Origin of the sequence: Lentzea sp. NPDC003310, assembly GCF_040610935.1 — a bacterium.
In the GTDB taxonomy this organism is placed as follows: domain Bacteria; phylum Actinomycetota; class Actinomycetes; order Mycobacteriales; family Pseudonocardiaceae; genus Lentzea.
The window spans coordinates 296070-312623 of the sequence record NZ_JBEXNC010000011.1; the positions used below are offsets into that span (position 1 = coordinate 296070).

8 protein-coding genes are annotated in these 16554 nt (G+C 70.2%); 5 read left to right on the forward strand and 3 right to left on the reverse strand.

Annotated features, from left to right (window positions below):
• The first annotated feature begins 26 nt into the window (after positions 1 to 26).
• Complete coding sequence (locus tag ABZX02_RS24545) at positions 27 to 1958, forward strand: cytochrome c oxidase assembly protein (protein ID WP_355300954.1); 1932 nt, start codon at positions 27 to 29, stop codon at positions 1956 to 1958.
• Here the strand turns inward: ABZX02_RS24545 and ABZX02_RS24550 are convergent.
• Genes ABZX02_RS24550 through ABZX02_RS24560 form a run of 3 tightly spaced genes read right to left on the reverse strand, consistent with a single transcriptional unit; the run spans position 1955 to position 4287 of the window.
• Complete coding sequence (locus ABZX02_RS24550; RefSeq protein ID WP_355300956.1) at positions 1955 to 2752, reverse strand: ABC transporter permease; 798 nt, start codon at positions 2750 to 2752, stop codon at positions 1955 to 1957. The two genes, ABZX02_RS24545 and ABZX02_RS24550, sit on opposite strands and share 4 nt — an antisense overlap.
• Positions 2753 to 2761: 9 nt before the next feature.
• A complete protein-coding gene (locus ABZX02_RS24555; protein ID WP_355300958.1) occupies positions 2762 to 3685 on the reverse strand; it encodes an ATP-binding cassette domain-containing protein in 924 nt (307 codons plus the stop codon).
• Positions 3682 to 4287: a TetR family transcriptional regulator gene (locus ABZX02_RS24560; RefSeq protein WP_355300960.1), complete on the reverse strand. Its 606-nt coding sequence runs from the start codon at positions 4285 to 4287 to the stop codon at positions 3682 to 3684. The genes ABZX02_RS24555 and ABZX02_RS24560 overlap by 4 nt, the downstream gene beginning before the upstream one ends.
• Positions 4288 to 4521: 234 nt before the next feature.
• Here ABZX02_RS24560 and ABZX02_RS24565 point away from each other — a divergent pair, with 234 nt between their 5' ends.
• From ABZX02_RS24565 to ABZX02_RS24580, 4 genes are all read left to right on the forward strand, one after another.
• Complete coding sequence (locus tag ABZX02_RS24565; protein WP_355300962.1) at positions 4522 to 4935, forward strand: single-stranded DNA-binding protein; 414 nt, start codon at positions 4522 to 4524, stop codon at positions 4933 to 4935.
• Positions 4936 to 5197: 262 nt separating this feature from the next.
• Positions 5198 to 6874: an energy-dependent translational throttle protein EttA gene (gene ettA, locus ABZX02_RS24570; RefSeq protein ID WP_355300964.1), complete on the forward strand. Its 1677-nt coding sequence runs from the start codon at positions 5198 to 5200 to the stop codon at positions 6872 to 6874.
• An 18-nt stretch (positions 6875 to 6892) separates the two neighbouring features.
• A complete protein-coding gene (locus tag ABZX02_RS24575) occupies positions 6893 to 11182 on the forward strand; it encodes a hypothetical protein (RefSeq protein ID WP_355300966.1) in 4290 nt (1429 codons plus the stop codon).
• 380 nt (positions 11183 to 11562) lie between these two features.
• Complete coding sequence (locus ABZX02_RS24580) at positions 11563 to 16506, forward strand: NAD-glutamate dehydrogenase (protein WP_355300968.1); 4944 nt, start codon at positions 11563 to 11565, stop codon at positions 16504 to 16506.
• Positions 16507 to 16554: the final 48 nt, after the last annotated feature.

Below are 16554 nucleotides of genomic sequence, written 5' to 3' on the forward strand. Positions count from 1 at the left end.
CACTAGAGGGTCGTAGGCTCCGGGGCGTGCCAATCGAACGCTCCACCAGAACGGGTTTGGTGCCCCTCGTCGTCATCGGCTTCGCAGTGGCGGCTCTCGCGGCCGTCGCGCTGAGCTCGTTCGAGAGCAACCCGCCAGTCGGGGTGCAGATCGTGCGAGTGCTGACTGAGACGGGTGCGGTGGTGACCATCGGCTCGTTGTTGTTGGCGGCGTTCCTCGTGCCACCGCAGAAGACCGGCCTTCTCGCAGCGGACGGCTACGCGGCCATGCGCACCGCTGGGTGGTTCGCGCTCGTGTGGCTCGTGGGTGCGCTTCTGTCGGTGCCGTTCACCACAGCCGCCGCGATCGACCGTCCGGTGAGCTCGTTCACCTTCAGCCAGATGGTGGCGACGGCGATGCTGCTGGAGCAGTCGAAGGCATGGCTCCTGACGGCGATCATCGTGGCGTTGCTCGCCCTTGGCTGCCGTCTGGTGCTCTCGTGGGGATGGACGACCGTCCTGCTGTTCGGCGCCATCTTCGCGTTGATCCCAGTCGCGGTCACGGGCCACTCGTCGTCGGGTGGCTCGCACGACATGGCGACCAACAGCCTGTTGTTCCACCTCGTCGCCGCCGTGCTCTGGGTGGGCGGCTTGATCGCGTTGCTCGCGCACGGCAGGCGTGGCGGCGCGCACCTCCCGCTCGCCGCGACCAGGTTCTCGAAGATCGCACTGGTCTGCTGGATCGTGATGGCGGTGTCGGGCGTGGTGAACGCGCTGGTGCGCATCACTCCGGCCGACCTCGTGACGTCCACGTACGGCTGGCTGACGCTAGGCAAGCTCGCGTGCCTGCTGCTGCTCGGCGTGTTCGGCTACTTCCAGCGCGAACGCGGCGTCAAGGGCGTGGTCGACGGCAGGCCGCACGCGCTGCTCAAGCTCGCCGGCCTCGAGGTCCTGCTGATGATGTTCACCATCGGCCTGGCCGTGGCGCTGGCCCGCACACCTCCTCCCGGTGGCAGCACCGAGCTGCCGAGCCGCACCGAGATCGCGATCGGCTACGACCTCGACGGGCCGCCGACGCTGTCCGCCATCCTGTTCGACTGGCGCTTCGACCTGATCTTCGGCACGGCGGCGCTGGCCCTCGCCGTGCTGTACGTGCTGGGTGTGCGCAGGCTGGCGCAGCGCGGCGACAAGTGGCCGGTGGGCCGCACCGTCGCGTGGCTGTGCGGCTGCTTCTCGCTGCTGTTCGCGACGTCGTCGGGCATGGGCCGGTACTCGCCGGCGATGTTCAGCATCCACATGGAAGCGCACATGGTGCTGTCCATGCTGACGCCGATTCTGTTCGTCCTGGGTGGACCGGTCACGCTGGCCTTGCGCGCGTTGCCGGTGAACAAGGAGGTGCCGGGGCCTCGGGAGTGGGTGCTGGCGTTCGTGCACTCACCGGTCGCACGGCTGCTGACGAACCCCTTCGTGGCACTGGGGCTGTTCGTCGGTTCCTTCTACGCCTTGTACTTCTCGGGGCTCTTCGAGTCCGCGCTGCCGTTCCACTGGGCGCACCTCGCGATGAACGCGCACTTCATCCTCGCGGGCTATGTCTTCTACTGGCCCGTGATCGGCGTGGACCCGTCACCGAACAAGCTGCCACCACTCGGGCGGTTGGGGCTCTTGTTCGCGTCGATCCCGTTCCACGCGTTCTTCGGCGTCATCCTGATGAGCTCCACGACCGTCATCGGCGAGCAGTTCTACCGCGGCCTGGCGTTGCCGTGGGTGCAGAACCTGCTGGAGGACCAGCGGCTCGGCGGCGGCATCGCGTGGGCGGCGGGGGAGATCCCGCTGCTCGTGGTCATGGTCGCCCTGCTCACGCAGTGGGCGCGGCAGGACGGCCGGGACGCGAAGCGGTTGGACCGCAAGGCCGACGCCGATGGCGACGCCGACCTCGAGGCCTACAACGCGATGCTGCGGAAGATGGCGGGCAAGGACTAGTTCGTGATCGGCCTGCGGAACCCGCGGACCGCGAAGAACGCGCCGACCGCCGCGATCACGCCGCTCGTGAGCAGCGCGCCGGCCACTCCCGTGACGGGGTGGGCGAGTGCGAGGCTGCGGGCGGCGTCGACCGCGTAGGTCAGCGGGTTGACCTTGGCGATCGCCTGCAGCCAGCCCGGCAGGCCGTTGATCGGCACGAACGCGCTGGACGCGAACATCAGCGGGAACATCGCCAGGAAGCCGACGGTCTGCATGAGCTCCGCCTTGCGGACCCAGGCGGCGATCGCGATGAACACCCAGCTCAGCGCCCATCCGACGACCAGTGCCAGGCCGAGCGCGGCGAGGGTGCCGAGCATGCCGCCGTCGGGGCGGAAGCCGAACACCAGGACGCCGAACCCGATCATCAGCACCAGCTGCGCCGCGGTGCGGACCGCGTCGGAGAGGTTGCGCGCCAACAGGACCGTGCTCGGGCGGATGGGCAGCGAACGGAACCGTGCGAGCACACCGTTCGACATGTCCTGCACGAGCCCGATGCCGGACGCGAGAGAGGACTGCATCGCGGTGTTCACGAGGATCGCGGGCAGCAGGTAGTTGATGTAGCTCATGCCCGGCGGGAAGTTCGCGGTCGACGTGATGCTGCCGAAGATCTGGCTGAACAGCGTCAGCATGATCAACGGCTGCAGGATGCTGAAGAACACGAGTGCGGGCGTGCGCAGCAGTGCGCGCAGAGAACGGCCGGTCAGCACGAGGACTTGCGTCGGGTAGCTGCTGCCGTGCCAGGTCAAGGTTGCCATGATGTCCCCCTAGTTCGCGGCGAGAGTGAGGTAGACGTCGTCCAAAGTGGGCTCCTTGAGGCCGATCTCGTGCGCCTCCAAGCCGTTGTCGTCCAACGCGCGCACGACCGTCGCAAGGTCGCGTGACGCGCTGACGGGCGTCGTGAGCGTGAGGCCTTCCGCGACGGGGTGGAGTCCCACGGAGTTGATGGCCTTCAACGCGGTGTCCACTTCGGACGCCGAGTCGAGCGTGACGGTCACCGTGCGCTGGCCGACCTGGGCCTTCAGCTCGGCGGACGTGCCCGAGGCGACGACCTTGCCGTGGGACAGCACGGTGATCGAGTCGGCCAGGCGGTCGGCCTCGTCCAGGTACTGGGTCGTGAGCAGCACGGTCGTGCCGTCCGCGACGAGCTTCTCGACGATCTCCCACATCGCGAGGCGGCTGGCGGGGTCGAGGCCGGTGGTCGGCTCGTCCAGGAACAGCACCTCGGGGTTGCCGACCAGCGACGCGGCCAGGTCGAGCCGCCGCCGCATGCCACCGGAGTAGGTCTTGGCGTTGCGCTTGGCGGCGTCGGTGAGGTCGAACTGCTCCAGCAGGTCGTCCGCGCGGGCGTGGGCCTGCCTGCTGCTCGCGCCGAGCAGGCGGGCGATGAGCACGAGGTTGTCGTGGCCGCTGAGCTGCTCGTCCACGGCGGCGAACTGGCCGGTCAGGCCGATGCGGCTGCGGACCTCGTGGCTCTGCTTCACGACGTCGAACCCCGCGACCCGCGCGGTGCCGGACGTCGGCGGCAGCATCGTCGTGAGGACGTTGACCAGCGTGGTCTTGCCGGCGCCGTTGTGGCCGAGCAGGCCGAGGACGGAGCCCTTCTTCGCGGTGACGCTCACGCCGTCGAGCGCGTTCACGTCACCGAACCTCTTGCTCACCTCGTGGGCTTCGATCATGAGCTCACTCATTTGCTTCCCCCTTTGAGCGCGCCGTGCAGGAAGAGTTCGACGATGTCGGCCGGTTCGGCGGCGGTCTGGCCGAAACCCGAGCCCATGCGGTTCGTGAAGACGGCGCCGAGCAGCATCCGCGCGGCGAGGTCGTGGTCGACGCGCAGGTCGGCGTCACCGAACAGCTGCGCGACCGCGCCGGTCAGCTGTTGCATGCCGATCGGCGGTCCCTGGTGCTTCTTGTGGTCCTCGCCGTTCGGGTGGTAGCCGGACTCGCGCAGGGTGCCGATCAGGCCCCACATGCGGTCCAGGTATCCGCTGAACGCCGCGACCCCCGTGGTCAGCCGCTCTTCCAGGGGCACGTCCGAGGGGATCTCTTCGAGACGAGAGACCTCCTCGTCGGAGCGCAGCGCGCGTTGGACGCACGCGTCGAGCAGCTCTGCCTTGTCCTTGAAGACGCGGAACACCGTGCCCTCCGCGATTCCCGCCGCGGCGGCGATCTGGCTGGTGGTGACGTTCGCGCCGGCCTTCACGACGAGCGGCAGCGTCGCCTGGACGATCGCCTCGCGGCGGTCCTCCGGGCTCATCGCGGGGGCGCGGCGGCGGCGTGGTTCCTCTGACACGTCCGCCACTGTATGAGTGAGCACTCACTCATGTCAATGAGTGGGCACTCACTCACTCGTGCGCCGCCGGTGCGCCACTACCACGGACCCCCGACGATTCCGCGCTCCGAGACCGTTCAAGATCTCGACCTGTCCACATCCCGCGAGTTGTCCACAGATCCGCCGCCACCCCGTCCCCGCCACCCGCCTCCGGAGCAACCTGGACTCCGAACCCGCGACCTGGAGGCGAATCCGATGTCCTGGAATTCCACCGTTATCACCGTTGTTGGCACCGTCGTCAGCGAGATCACGTACAAGCACGGCGAGGACGGCAAGTCGAACGCGTTCTTCCGCATCAGCTCGACCGAGCGCCGGTACAACACGGCGATCGGCGACTGGGAGGACGGCGAGACCCTGTGGCTCGGCGTCTGGTGCTGGCGCAAGCTGGCCGACAGCGTGAAGACCACGTTGTCCAAGGGCGATCCGGTGATCGTCCAAGGCAAGTTGCGGATCCGCAACTACGAGAAGGACGACGTGAAGCGCCAGGCGTTCAACCTCGACGCGTTGCACATCGGGTTGGACTTGAGCAGGGTGCAGTCACTCGGCTCCGTTCCGGTCGTTGAACCGCGGGCTGCCGAAGATCTCTCCGAGGAGACCGTTCCTTTCTGAGCCGTTCGGGGCAACCAGGTTCCGGACTTCGGGAACTCACCCGATCGGGCAGCACGCGCCGGACAAGATGTACGTACTGAGAACCACGAAGAAGGAGGGAAGCTCGTAGGTCGGGGCCGCCGGGGACCGATCGCCGAGAGTCGTTCACGTTCGAACGGAACGAGCAGGTCACCGAGTCGCGTGGCCCTCGATCCAGGCGTGGGCGGTGGCTTGTCGGCGACCGAGGTCAGGAGTCTCTGGGCACCGCTCTACGATCGCCGCCATGGCCGAGTTCATCTACACCATGAAAAAGGTGCGCAAGGCGCACGGTGACAAGGTCATCCTCGATGACGTCACGATCATGTTCTACCCCGGCGCGAAGATCGGTGTGGTCGGTCCCAACGGCGCCGGCAAGTCGAGCGTGCTCAAGATCATGGCGGGGTTGGACACGCCGAACAACGGCGAGGCGTACCTGTCTCCGGGTTACACCGTGGGCATCTTGCAGCAGGAACCGCCGCTCAACGAGGAGAAGACCGTCCTCGGCAACGTCCAGGAGGGCCTGGGCGAGATCAAGGTGAAGCTGGACCGCTTCAACGAGATCGCCGAGCTGATGGCGACCGACTACTCCGACGAGCTGATGGAGGAGATGGGCAAGCTCCAGGAGGAGCTCGACCACGCCGACGCGTGGGACCTCGACTCCCAGCTGGAGCAGGCGATGGACGCCCTGCGCTGCCCGCCGCCGGACGCCGACGTCACCAAGCTCTCCGGTGGTGAGCGCCGCCGTGTCGCGCTGTGCAAGCTGCTGCTGAGCAAGCCCGACCTGCTGCTGCTCGACGAGCCCACCAACCACCTGGACGCGGAGAGCGTCCTGTGGCTGGAGCAGCACCTCGCGCAGTACACCGGCGCCGTGCTCGCCGTGACCCACGACCGGTACTTCCTCGACAACCTGGCCGAGTGGATCCTCGAGATCGACCGCGGCCGGACCCACCCGTACGAGGGCAACTACTCCACCTACCTGGAGAAGAAGGCCGAGCGTCTCGCGGTCCAGGGCAAGAAGGACCAGAAGCTGCAGAAGCGCCTCAAGGACGAGCTGGAGTGGGTGCGCTCCGGCGCCAAGGCCCGCCAGGCCAAGTCCAAGGCGCGTCTCGACCGCTACGAGGAGATGGCGGCCGAGGCGGAGAAGACCCGCAAGCTCGACTTCGAGGAGATCCAGATCCCGCCGGGCCCGCGTCTGGGCAACGTCGTGGTCGAGGTCGACAAGCTCAAGAAGGGCTTCGGCGACAGGGTCCTGATCGACGACCTGTCGTTCACGTTGCCGCGCAACGGTATCGTCGGCGTCATCGGCCCGAACGGTGTCGGCAAGACGACGCTGTTCAAGACCATCGTCGGCCTGGAGAAGCCGGACGAGGGCGACGTCAAGGTCGGCGAGACCGTCCTGCTGTCCTACGTCGACCAGAACCGCGGCGGCATCGACCCGAAGAAGAACGTGTGGGAGGTCGTGTCCGGCGGACTCGACTACATCCACGTCGGCAACGTCGAGATGCCCTCGCGCGCGTACGTCAGCGCGTTCGGCTTCAAAGGTCCGGACCAGCAGAAGCCCGCGGGCGTGCTGTCGGGTGGTGAGCGCAACCGCCTCAACCTCGCGCTCACGCTCAAGCTCGGCGGCAACCTGATCCTGCTGGACGAGCCGACGAACGACCTGGACGTCGAGACCCTCGGTTCGCTGGAGAACGCCCTCGAGCAGTTCCCCGGCTGCGCCGTGGTCATCTCCCACGACCGGTGGTTCCTCGACCGCGTCGCCACGCACATCCTCGCGTGGGAGGGCACCGACGAGGACCCGTCGAAGTGGTACTGGTTCGAGGGCAACTTCGAGGGCTACGAGAAGAACAAGCTCGAGCGCCTGGGTGCCGACGCCGCGAGGCCGCACCGTGTCACGTACCGCAAGTTGACACGGGACTGAGAGGGCAACGGCGACGTCGTGGCGGCGAGGGGCGAGACGCAGGCGAACGTCGAGGTGAGCACGCTGGTCGTGCCCGCCTGGATGCTGCGTTGGCGCGCACCGGAGCTCGCTCTGGTGCTGGGCGAGCGAGCGGTGGCGCTCGCCTCGACCCGCCGCGACGAGGCCGACCGCCTGAGGGCGGAGTCGCTCGTGGTCTTCGCGGGCAACCGCGTGGGCCGCGAGGTCCGCTTCGCCGACCGGGCGCTCGACGCCCTGAAGGCGGCGGAGGCCGCCAACGAGTACGAGACCGCGTGGCTGTTGCGGGTCGAGCTCGCGGCGTGCGCGCGGTCCGTGGGAGCCCCGCTGACGGGGTTCGCCGCGATCACCCCCGTGCTCGAGGCGCCGGACGTGCCCGCGGAGCTGCGGGCCGCCGCGCTGGTCCAGGCCAGCGAGTGCCTCGTCACGGTCGGCCGCGGCGACGAGCCCACGCGGGCCCTGGCCGAGGCCGACCAGCTCTACGTCGCCGACACGACGCTCGACGAGGACACGCGTCTGCTGCTGCGTGGCCTGATCCGCGCGGTGCAGGCCGCACAGCACCGGCGGTGGGGTGATCTGGCCGCCGCCATCGGTGCCGCGCGGGAAGGGCTCGACCTGCTCGGCAGGTTCTCCGATCCGTGCGCGGACAGCGGCCAGGCCGCCGGCAGGCTCACGCTGGAGCTGGCGCTCTCGCTGATGGACGCGAACCGGCTGCTCGACGCGAGCGACGTCGGCGCACCGCTGCTCGACCGCCCGGTGCGGGCGCCGTCGGCGTCCTCGGTGGGGTGGTTGCGCTTGGCGCTGGCCACGCGCGTGCACCTGCCCGCCGGTCGGGTCGAGCTGGCTCGCGAGATGCTGCGCGAGGCCGTGGCGAGCGCCGAACGCCACCAGCTCGACACGCTGCTGGCCGAGAGCCTGCTCGCGCTGGCGCACGTGCACGAGGTGTCCGGCGAGCTGGCCGAAGCGCTGACGAACCTGCGCTCCGCGCACGCCGCCGAACGCCGCCGTGCCCGTGCGGTCTACGCGGTGCGCGCCCGGCTCGCGGCCGAGTTCTCCGGTGTCCACCGCCAGCCCGCCGACCTGCACCAGCAGCTCGCGAGCGTGCTCCGTCCCGTCGAGGGCATGCAGGTGGTCACCGACGGCGTGCTGTCCGCCGCACTGAAGCAACAACTCCGGCAGTGGCGTCCGGTCCAGGTCCGCAAGGGCGACGGGCTGAACAGCAAGCGCGTCCGGCGCGCTGCCGAGGACATGACCGTGGAAGGGTTGTCCGCGGCCCGACAACACGCCGCCGACCGGTGGCGCATGGTCCAGCCGTTCGGCGAACCCGATGACATGACTCCGGAAGCCGTGGAAACGCCACCCGCACCCCTGCCGTCCTCCTCTTCTTCGACTTCCTCCTCCGACCGCACCGTCCCCGCCTCGGGCCTGATCGCCTCCGCGGGCGCGATGGTCAGCGGCCGCCGCCGAGCGGCCCGCGTGGCCGCCGGCGAGATCGACGACGACCGGCCGACCACCATCGCCGAAATCCCCATCACACCGCCTCTTCCCGATCCCGGGCCGCCGCAGGACGAGCCGAAGCTCTCCGTCGAGCAGGAACGCAAGCGCAAGGTCGAGCAGCAGCTGATGGAGCTGCAACGCGAGGCCCGCCGCCAGATCGAGGAAGAGCGCCAGGCCCGCGCCGAGCAACGCGCCCAAGCCGAACGCGAGGCCCAGGCCGCCGAAGAGGCCGCCCGCCAGGAGGCAGCGCGCCAGGAAGCCGCTCGCCAGGAGGCGGCGCGCCTGGAAGAGGCCGCGCGTCTCGAAGCGGCCCGCCAGGAGGAAGCCCGCCGCGAGGCGGCTCGCCAGGAAGAGGCGCGCCAGGAGGCCGTCCGCCAGGAGCAGGCGCGTCTGGAAGCCGCCCGGCAGGAGGCGGCACGTCTGGAGGCCGCGCGTCAGGAGCAGGCGAGACAGGAAGCGGCCAGACTGGACGCCGCGCGGCAGGAGGAGGCCCGCCGCGAGGCCGCCCGCCAGGAGGCGGTCCGCCGCGACGTGGCCCGGCAGGAGGCGGCGCACCAGGAGGTCGCCCGCCAGGCCCAGGAACGCGAGGAGGCGGCCAGGGAGGCCGCCGCGCGGGCCGAGTCCGGGGCGCAGTCCGAGAGCGTGCTCGACATGCTGAAGGCCCAGGGTCTGCGAGCAGGCGGTCGCCGCCGCCGCGAGGCCGAGCCGGAGGCCAAGACCCCGTCGTGGCGCGTCGAACCGCCGTCGAGCCTCCGCCAGGACAGCGCCGCCGCCGAACCGTCGCGCAACTACTTCGAGGACTCCGGCACCCGCCCCGACCACGCGGTGGACCCGGACGGCCTCGCCCGGCCGGGCCTGTCCGCGGCGTTCTCCCGCGCCCCCGCGACCACGGACTTCGGCCCGCACCTCGACGAACCGGCCTACCCGCTGCACACCCCGGCCGCGGGCTTCCCGGCCGCCGCCGAGGACCCGGACGAGCGCAAGCTCCCCGACCTGGACTTCAGCGGCCTCGACTTCAGCGGCCTCGACTTCAGCACCGCGAAGTCGAAGCCCACCCTCTCCGTGCCCACCCCGCCCGAACCGGCGGAGGAGCCTGAGCAGAACCCGTTGCCGCCCGTCCCGGACCCGGTCCCGGCCACGCCGACCCCGTCCGAGGTCCCGCCGGCCCCGGAACCGGACCTGATGACGACCACGTTCCTGAGTTCGGCGGACGTGGACGACGACCCGGCGGACCTCCCCACGACTCCGGTCCGGGCGCAGCCCGAGCAGTCACAGCCGACGTTCGGCACGCAGACCACCTTCGGCACCCAGACCTTCGGCACGCAACCGACGTTCGGCACCCAGGTCTTCGACTCCGCGGAAGCCCCCGGCCCCAGCCAGGAGACCACGGTCGCGCCCGACCCGGACGCGCCGACGGAGAAGAGCTTCCGCGCGGTCGGCACCCCCGACCCCGCCAAGGCGGCCGACACCTCCGAGGACCGGGCCGGCCGCCCGAGCAGCCGTCGCAGGCCGAGCGAGCTGAGCCTCGCCGACCTGCTGGCCGAAGCGCTCGTCGCCTACGAGACGGGCCGCCGTTCCGACGAGGACCAGGTCGACGCCGCGGACCTGGCGGCCTCGACCACGGACTGGTCGGCGACCGCACCGGACGCCACGAAGGACCAGCCGGCCGACACCGACCCGGCCACGCGCCCGGCAGACGTGCGGGACGGTGCCGCGGAGTCCGCTCCGGGCTTCGGCACGGGCGAGCCGTTCGGCCCGGGCTTCCGGATCGGCGCGGAACCGGCGGAAGTCGAGGCGGGTGCGGGCCTCGGACCGGGGGAGACCTCCGGACTTCGGGCGGGTGCGGACGCGCCGACGGGGGTGGCACCTGGCCTGGGCTTCGGCGCGGGTTCGGTGGGGACGACGTCCGGTGCGGAGAGCACGGCGGGTGGCGATGCGGCCTTCGGGGCCGGTGCGACGTTTGGTGCAGAGAGTTCAGCGGGGGCCGGTGCGGCCTTCGGGTCCGGCACGACGTTCGGTGCGACGGGTGCCGACGCGGTCTTCGGAGCTGGCACGACGTTCGGTGTGGAGAGTGCGGCGGGCACCACCGACGCTGCGTTCGGTGCGGGTGCGGGTGCGGATTCCGGGGCGGGAGCCGTGCCCGGTTCGTCCGCAGCGGCCGCGGCGTTCGGCACGAGTGCCGACTCGGCGGCGGAACCCACTACCGGCGCGGCCTTCGGGGCGGGCGGAGCGTTCGGATCGGACTCCTCGACGGGGATCGGCTCCGGTTCGCCTTTCGGATCGGACTCCGCGACCGGGACAGACTCCGGTTCGCTCTTCGGGGCGGCGGCCGGTTTCCCGGCGGCCCCGGCCGCCTCGAACGAACCCGACTTCCTGCGTGACTCCGAGCAGCGCTTCTCCGGGTCGAAGGACCCGGCGGCGGGGACGGCGTTCAGCTTGGAGTCGTTGTTCCAGACCGGGTCGTCCTCGGGTGCGCGGGGCGGGTCGGACGGCGACGCGAACTCGGCGGAGGCCCTGTTCGGCTCGGGTGCGTCGTACATCATCCAGATGAACCCGCCTGCCGACACCACGCCCACACCGCCGGTGCAGCCGTCCTTCGGGCAGCAGGAGTTCCGGGCGGAACCTGGTGTCGGAGGGACCTACGGGACCGGGTTCGCCGCGCTGCCGACGGAGTCGGCTCAGGAGAAGACCGGGCCGATCGCTCCGGTACCGGGGGCGTCGGACAGCGAGACCACCGGTCCGATTCGTCCCGTCCGGGGTGATGGACCTCCTGGTTGGACCCTGCCCGGGGTGTGAGGGTGGCCAGCGCCACACCTCAAGCCTTGCCCAACCGCGCCGGGTCGCCGCAGTGCTTCCGGGCGCGGGGCCGGGCGGTGGCGGGTGGCGCTGGGCTGCGCCGGGAGGTTTCGCGGTTCGCCGGTGGTCACGCCACCGGTGGGCCCATGATCGGATGAAAGCTGTGGCGCGACCGGGTGTCGGGGCCGGCGGTGTTTGCCGGTGCCGGGTGGCGTGGAAGAAGAGAAAAGCCTTGTCGCCACTGATGAAGTGACTCGATTCAGCCCACGATTCAGTGGTCCGTCAGTGCCCCTCCCGTTGCCGGTGATTCGCGCCACCCCATCTAGGGTGGGGTCGGACCCGGCACACAGAGGTGCCGGATAGCGTGGAGTCGCCTGAAGATGACCTCGACTGGAGCCCCGACCCGTACCGACGACGTCCCCGCGGCCCCCGCCGCGAGTGACGGCAGTCCGACGGCCAGTCCTGAGCAGGTCCGTGACGAGCTGATCGAACGGGCCGCCGCCAATGCCCCCGAACTCGCTGACCTGATCCGCCTCTTCTACCGTCACGTGCCCGCCGAGGAAGTCAACGACGACGACCCGGTGGACCTGGTCGGAGCGGTGCGATCGAACTACCAGCTCGCCGAGAGCCGCGTTCCCGGACGCGCCGCGGTGCGCATCCTCAACCCGACCCGCGGTGCCGACGGGTGGCAGTGTCCCGTCACCGTGGTGCAGGTCGTCACGGACGACATGCCCTACCTCGTCGACTCGGTCGCGTCCGAGCTCACGCGAGGTGGCGTGCAGGTGCAGCGCATCGTGCACCCGATCGTCGTCGTGCGGCGTGATCCCGTCACCGGCGAGCGCACCGAGGTGCTGCCGACCGCCGACCCGGCCGATCCGCCCGCTGACGCGCTGGCCGAGTCGTGGATGAACATCGAGGTCGACCTCATCACCGACCCCGATCGTGCCCGCGAGCTCGAGACGCGGCTGCTGACGGTGCTGACCGACGTCCGCGAGGTCGTCGAGGACACCGACCGCATGGTCACCACGGCCCTGCAGCTGGCCGAGGAGCTCGAGAAGGACTCGTCCGAGGACACCACCGACGGCTCGAAGCTGCTCAAGTGGCTCGCGGACGGGCACTTCACGTTCATGGGCTACCGCCAGTACGAGCTGGTCACCGAGGACGGCGAGCCGGCGCTGCGAGCCGTGCTCGCGAGCGGCCTCGGCGTGCTGCGCCAGGACAGCCTCGCCGCGCGCAGCCTCACCGCCGGGCCGGACAACGGCGCGCAGGCGCTCAGCCCCGACCTGCTGGTGCTCACGCAGGCGAGCGCGCAGAGCAGCGTGCACCGCAGCGTCTACCCCTACTACGTCGGCGTGAAGACGTTCGACGGCGAGGGCAACGTCACCGGCGAGCACCGCTTCCTGGGCATCTTCAGCACCACGGCGCTGCACGAGAACGTCCTCGACATCCCCGTGGTCGAACGCCGCGTGCGCGACGTGATCCACCGCGCGGGCTTCCCGCTGCAGTCGTACTCCGGCCAGCGGATGCTCGAGGTCATCCAGAACTACCCGCGCACCGAGCTGTTCTCGGTCGACGCGGAGACGCTCTACCAGACGACGACGGGTGTCATCGCGCTCGCGGAACGCCGCCGGCTGCGGCTCTTCCTGCGCCGCGACCCGTTCGGCCGGTTCTTCAGCTGCCTCGTCTACCTGCCGCGCGACCGCTACACGACGACGAGCCGCCTCGCGATGCAGGAGGTGCTGCTCGCCCAGCTCGGCGGCCTGAACCTCGAGTACAGCGCGCGCATCGGCGAGTCGGCGCTGGCCCGCGTGCACTTCATGGTGCACACGGACCCGGCGCGGTCGCTGGAGCCGGACGTCCAGGCGATCCAGGCCCAGCTCGCCGAGGCCGTCCGCAGCTGGGACGACCGCATGGTCGAGGCCGTCGTCGGCGACGAGGGCGACCTCGGCGCCGAGTCGGCCACCGAGCAGGGTCAGCGGTTCTCCACGGTCTTCCCGGAGGCCTACAAGGAGGACTTCTCCGCCGCCACGGGCCTCGAGGACTACCGGCGCATCGAGGCGCTCGTCGAGGGCGACCTCGACATGGTGTTCTACGTGCCCGAGGACGCCGAGCCCGGCGAACGGCGCTTCAAGCTCTTCGTCACCGGCGAGGGCATCACGCTCTCGGACGTGCTGCCGATGCTGCAGCGCATGGGCGTCATCGTGGTCGACGAACGGCCGTACGAGATCGCCCGCGAAGACGGCGTGCAGTGCTGGATCTACGACTTCGGCCTGCGCATCGACAAGGCCGCGCTCGCGCAGCTGTCCGAGGCCGACCTCGAGAACGTGCGCGTGCGGTTCCAGGACGCGTTCGCCGCCGTCTGGCGCGGTGAGGCCGAGGTCGACCGGTTCAACTCGCTGGTGCTGCAGGGCGGGCTCACCTGGCAGCAGGCCGCGATGCTGCGCGCGTACGCGAAGTACCTGCGGCAGGCGGGCACGCCGTACTCGCAGGACTACATCGAGGACGCCGTGCTCGGCCACACGTCCGTGGCGATCGCGCTGGTCGCGCTGTTCGAGGCCCGGTTCAACCCGGCGCTGAGCGACGCCACCCGCGCCGCGCACACCGAGACCATGGTCACCGAGATCGGCAAGCTGATCGACGACGTGACGAGCCTCGACGCGGACCGGATCCTGCGCAGCCTGCTGAGCCTGATCAACGCCACGCTGCGGACGAACTACTTCTTCCGCGACGCCGACGGCAACGCCCGGCCGTACCTGTCGGTCAAGCTCGACCCGCAGGCCATCCCGGACCTGCCGCAGCCGCGGCCGAAGTTCGAGATCTTCGTGTACTCGCCGCGGGTCGAGGGCGTGCACCTGCGCTTCGGCAGCGTCGCGCGCGGTGGCCTGCGCTGGTCCGACCGCCGCGAGGACTTCCGCACGGAGATCCTCGGCCTGGTCAAGGCGCAGGCCGTGAAGAACGCGGTCATCGTGCCGGTCGGCGCCAAGGGCGGCTTCGTGGTCAAGCGCCCGATCGCCCCCACCGGCGACCCCGGCATCGACCGCGAGAACTTCATGTCCGAGGGCATCGCCTGCTACAAGATGTTCATCTCGGGCCTGCTCGACCTCACCGACAACCTGATCAACAACGAGGTCGTGCCCGCCCCGCAGGTCGTGCGCTACGACGCCGACGACACGTACCTCGTCGTCGCCGCCGACAAGGGCACCGCGACGTTCTCCGACATCGCCAACGGCGTGAGCCAGAGCTACGGCTTCTGGCTGGGCGACGCGTTCGCCTCCGGTGGCTCGATCGGCTACGACCACAAGGCCATGGGCATCACGGCCAAGGGCGCGTGGGAGAGCGTGAAGCGCTCGTTCCGCGAGCTCGGCGTGGACACGCAGACCGAGGAGTTCACCGTCGTCGGCATCGGCGACATGTCCGGTGACGTGTTCGGCAACGGCATGATGCTGTCCGAGCACATCCGGCTCGTGGCCGCGTTCGACCACCGGCACATCTTCATCGACCCGAACCCGGTCGCGGAGACGTCGTTCGCCGAACGCGTGCGGCTGTTCAACGTCCCGCGCTCGTCGTGGGACGACTACGACCGCTCGCTGATCAGCGAGGGCGGCGGCATCTTCCCGCTCACGGCCAAGTCGATCCCGGTCTCCGAGCAGGCCCGCGTCGCGCTGGGGCTGCCCGAGGGCGTCGTGAAGCTGTCCCCGCCGGAACTCAAGAAGGCGATCCTCCTCGCGCCGGTCGACCTGCTGTGGAACGGCGGCATCGGCACGTACGTCAAGGCGTCCACCGAGTCGCACGCCGACGTCGGCGACAAGGCGAACGACTCGATCCGCGTCGACGGCAACGAGCTGCGCGTCAAGGTCATCGGCGAGGGCGGCAACCTGGGCCTGACCCAGCGCGGCCGCATCGAGTTCGCGCGCATCGGCGGCAAGGTCAACACCGACGCGCTCGACAACTCCGCGGGCGTCGACTGCTCCGACCACGAGGTCAACATCAAGATCCTCCTGGACCACCTGGTCCGCGAGGGCTCGGTGGAGCAGCAGCAGCGCAACGAGGTCCTCGCCGAGATGACCGACGAGGTCGGCGAACTCGTGCTGGCCGACAACTACTCGCAGAACAACGTCCTCGGCGTCAGCCGGGCGCACGCGGCCCCGATGCTGTCGGTGCACGCGCGTCTCACGGCCGACCTGGAGGCGCGCGGCGCGCTCAACCGCAAGCTGGAGGCGCTGCCGAGCCCGGCGGAGTTCAAGGCGCTGGAGAAGGCCGGCCAGGGCCTCACCTCGCCGGAGCTCGCCACGCTGCTCGCGTTCACCAAGCTCACGCTGAAGGAAGAGCTGCTCGCGAGCGACATCCCGACGATCGACACGTTCACCCGCAAGCTCCCGGACTACTTCCCGAGCCTGCTGCGCGAACGCTTCGGTGCCGCGATCCCGAACCACCCGCTGGCCCGTCAGATCATCACCACGGTCGTCGTGAACGAGGTCGTGGACGGCGGCGGCATCTCGTACGCCTTCCGCCTGGCCGAGGAGATGAGCGCGTCGGCGACGGACGCGGTGCGCGCGTACGCCGTCGTCACCCAGGTCTTCGACCTGCCGCAGATCTGGCGCGAGATCGAGGCGCTCGACAACGTGGTGGCCACGGAGGTCCAGGACAGCATGGTCCTGGAGACCCGCCGCCTGCTGGACCGCGCGTCCCGCTGGCTGCTGTCGAACCGCCCGCAGCCGCTCGCGGTCGGCTCCACGATCAACCGCTTCCGCGGCGTGGTCGAGGAGCTCAGCCCGTTCGCCTTCGAACTGCTGCAGGGCAAGGAGCTCGACGTCGTCGCGGGCAAGGCCGACCGGTACGTCGAACAGGGCGTCCCGGCCGAGCTCGCCCGCAAGGTCGCCGCGCTGCTCTACATGTACGGCCTGCTCGACGTCACCGAGATCGCCGAACTGGCCGAGCGCGAGCTGGGCCCGGCCGGCGGCGCGGGTCCGGAGCGCACGCACCGCGAGACGGCCGAGCTGTACTTCGCGCTGTCCGACCACCTCGACATCGACCACATGCTGGACTCGGTGACGAGCCTGGAGCGCGGCAACCGCTGGCACGCCCTGGCCCGGCTGGCACTGCGCGACGACTTCTACTCGTCGCTGCGGGCCATCTCGGTCGACGTGCTGCGGGCGAGCGACGAGGACGACACGGCAGCCGAGAAGATCGCCAAGTGGGAGCAGGCCAACGCCTCCCGCCTGGCCCGCTCGCGCGGTGCGCTGGAGGAGATCAACCGGGTCCACCAGCTCGACCTCGCGACGCTGTCCGTCGCCGCACGCCAGGTGCGGAGCATGGTCAGGTAGAGGCGGACGGACGAACGCCGGGGCGCCGCGGAATCCCCTCCGCGGCGC

Excerpts from the sequence above, each read along its gene's own strand:
- ABZX02_RS24555 (WP_355300958.1), bottom strand. The coding sequence starts at position 3,685 with ATGAGTGAGCTCATGATCGAAGCCCACGAGGTGAGCAAGAGGTTCGGT.
- ABZX02_RS24565 (WP_355300962.1), top strand. The coding sequence starts at position 4,522 with ATGTCCTGGAATTCCACCGTTATCACCGTTGTTGGCACCGTCGTCAGC.
- ABZX02_RS24550 (WP_355300956.1), bottom strand. The coding sequence starts at position 2,752 with ATGGCAACCTTGACCTGGCACGGCAGCAGCTACCCGACGCAAGTCCTC.
- ABZX02_RS24580 (WP_355300968.1), top strand. The coding sequence starts at position 11,563 with ATGACCTCGACTGGAGCCCCGACCCGTACCGACGACGTCCCCGCGGCC.
- ettA (WP_355300964.1), top strand. The coding sequence starts at position 5,198 with ATGGCCGAGTTCATCTACACCATGAAAAAGGTGCGCAAGGCGCACGGT.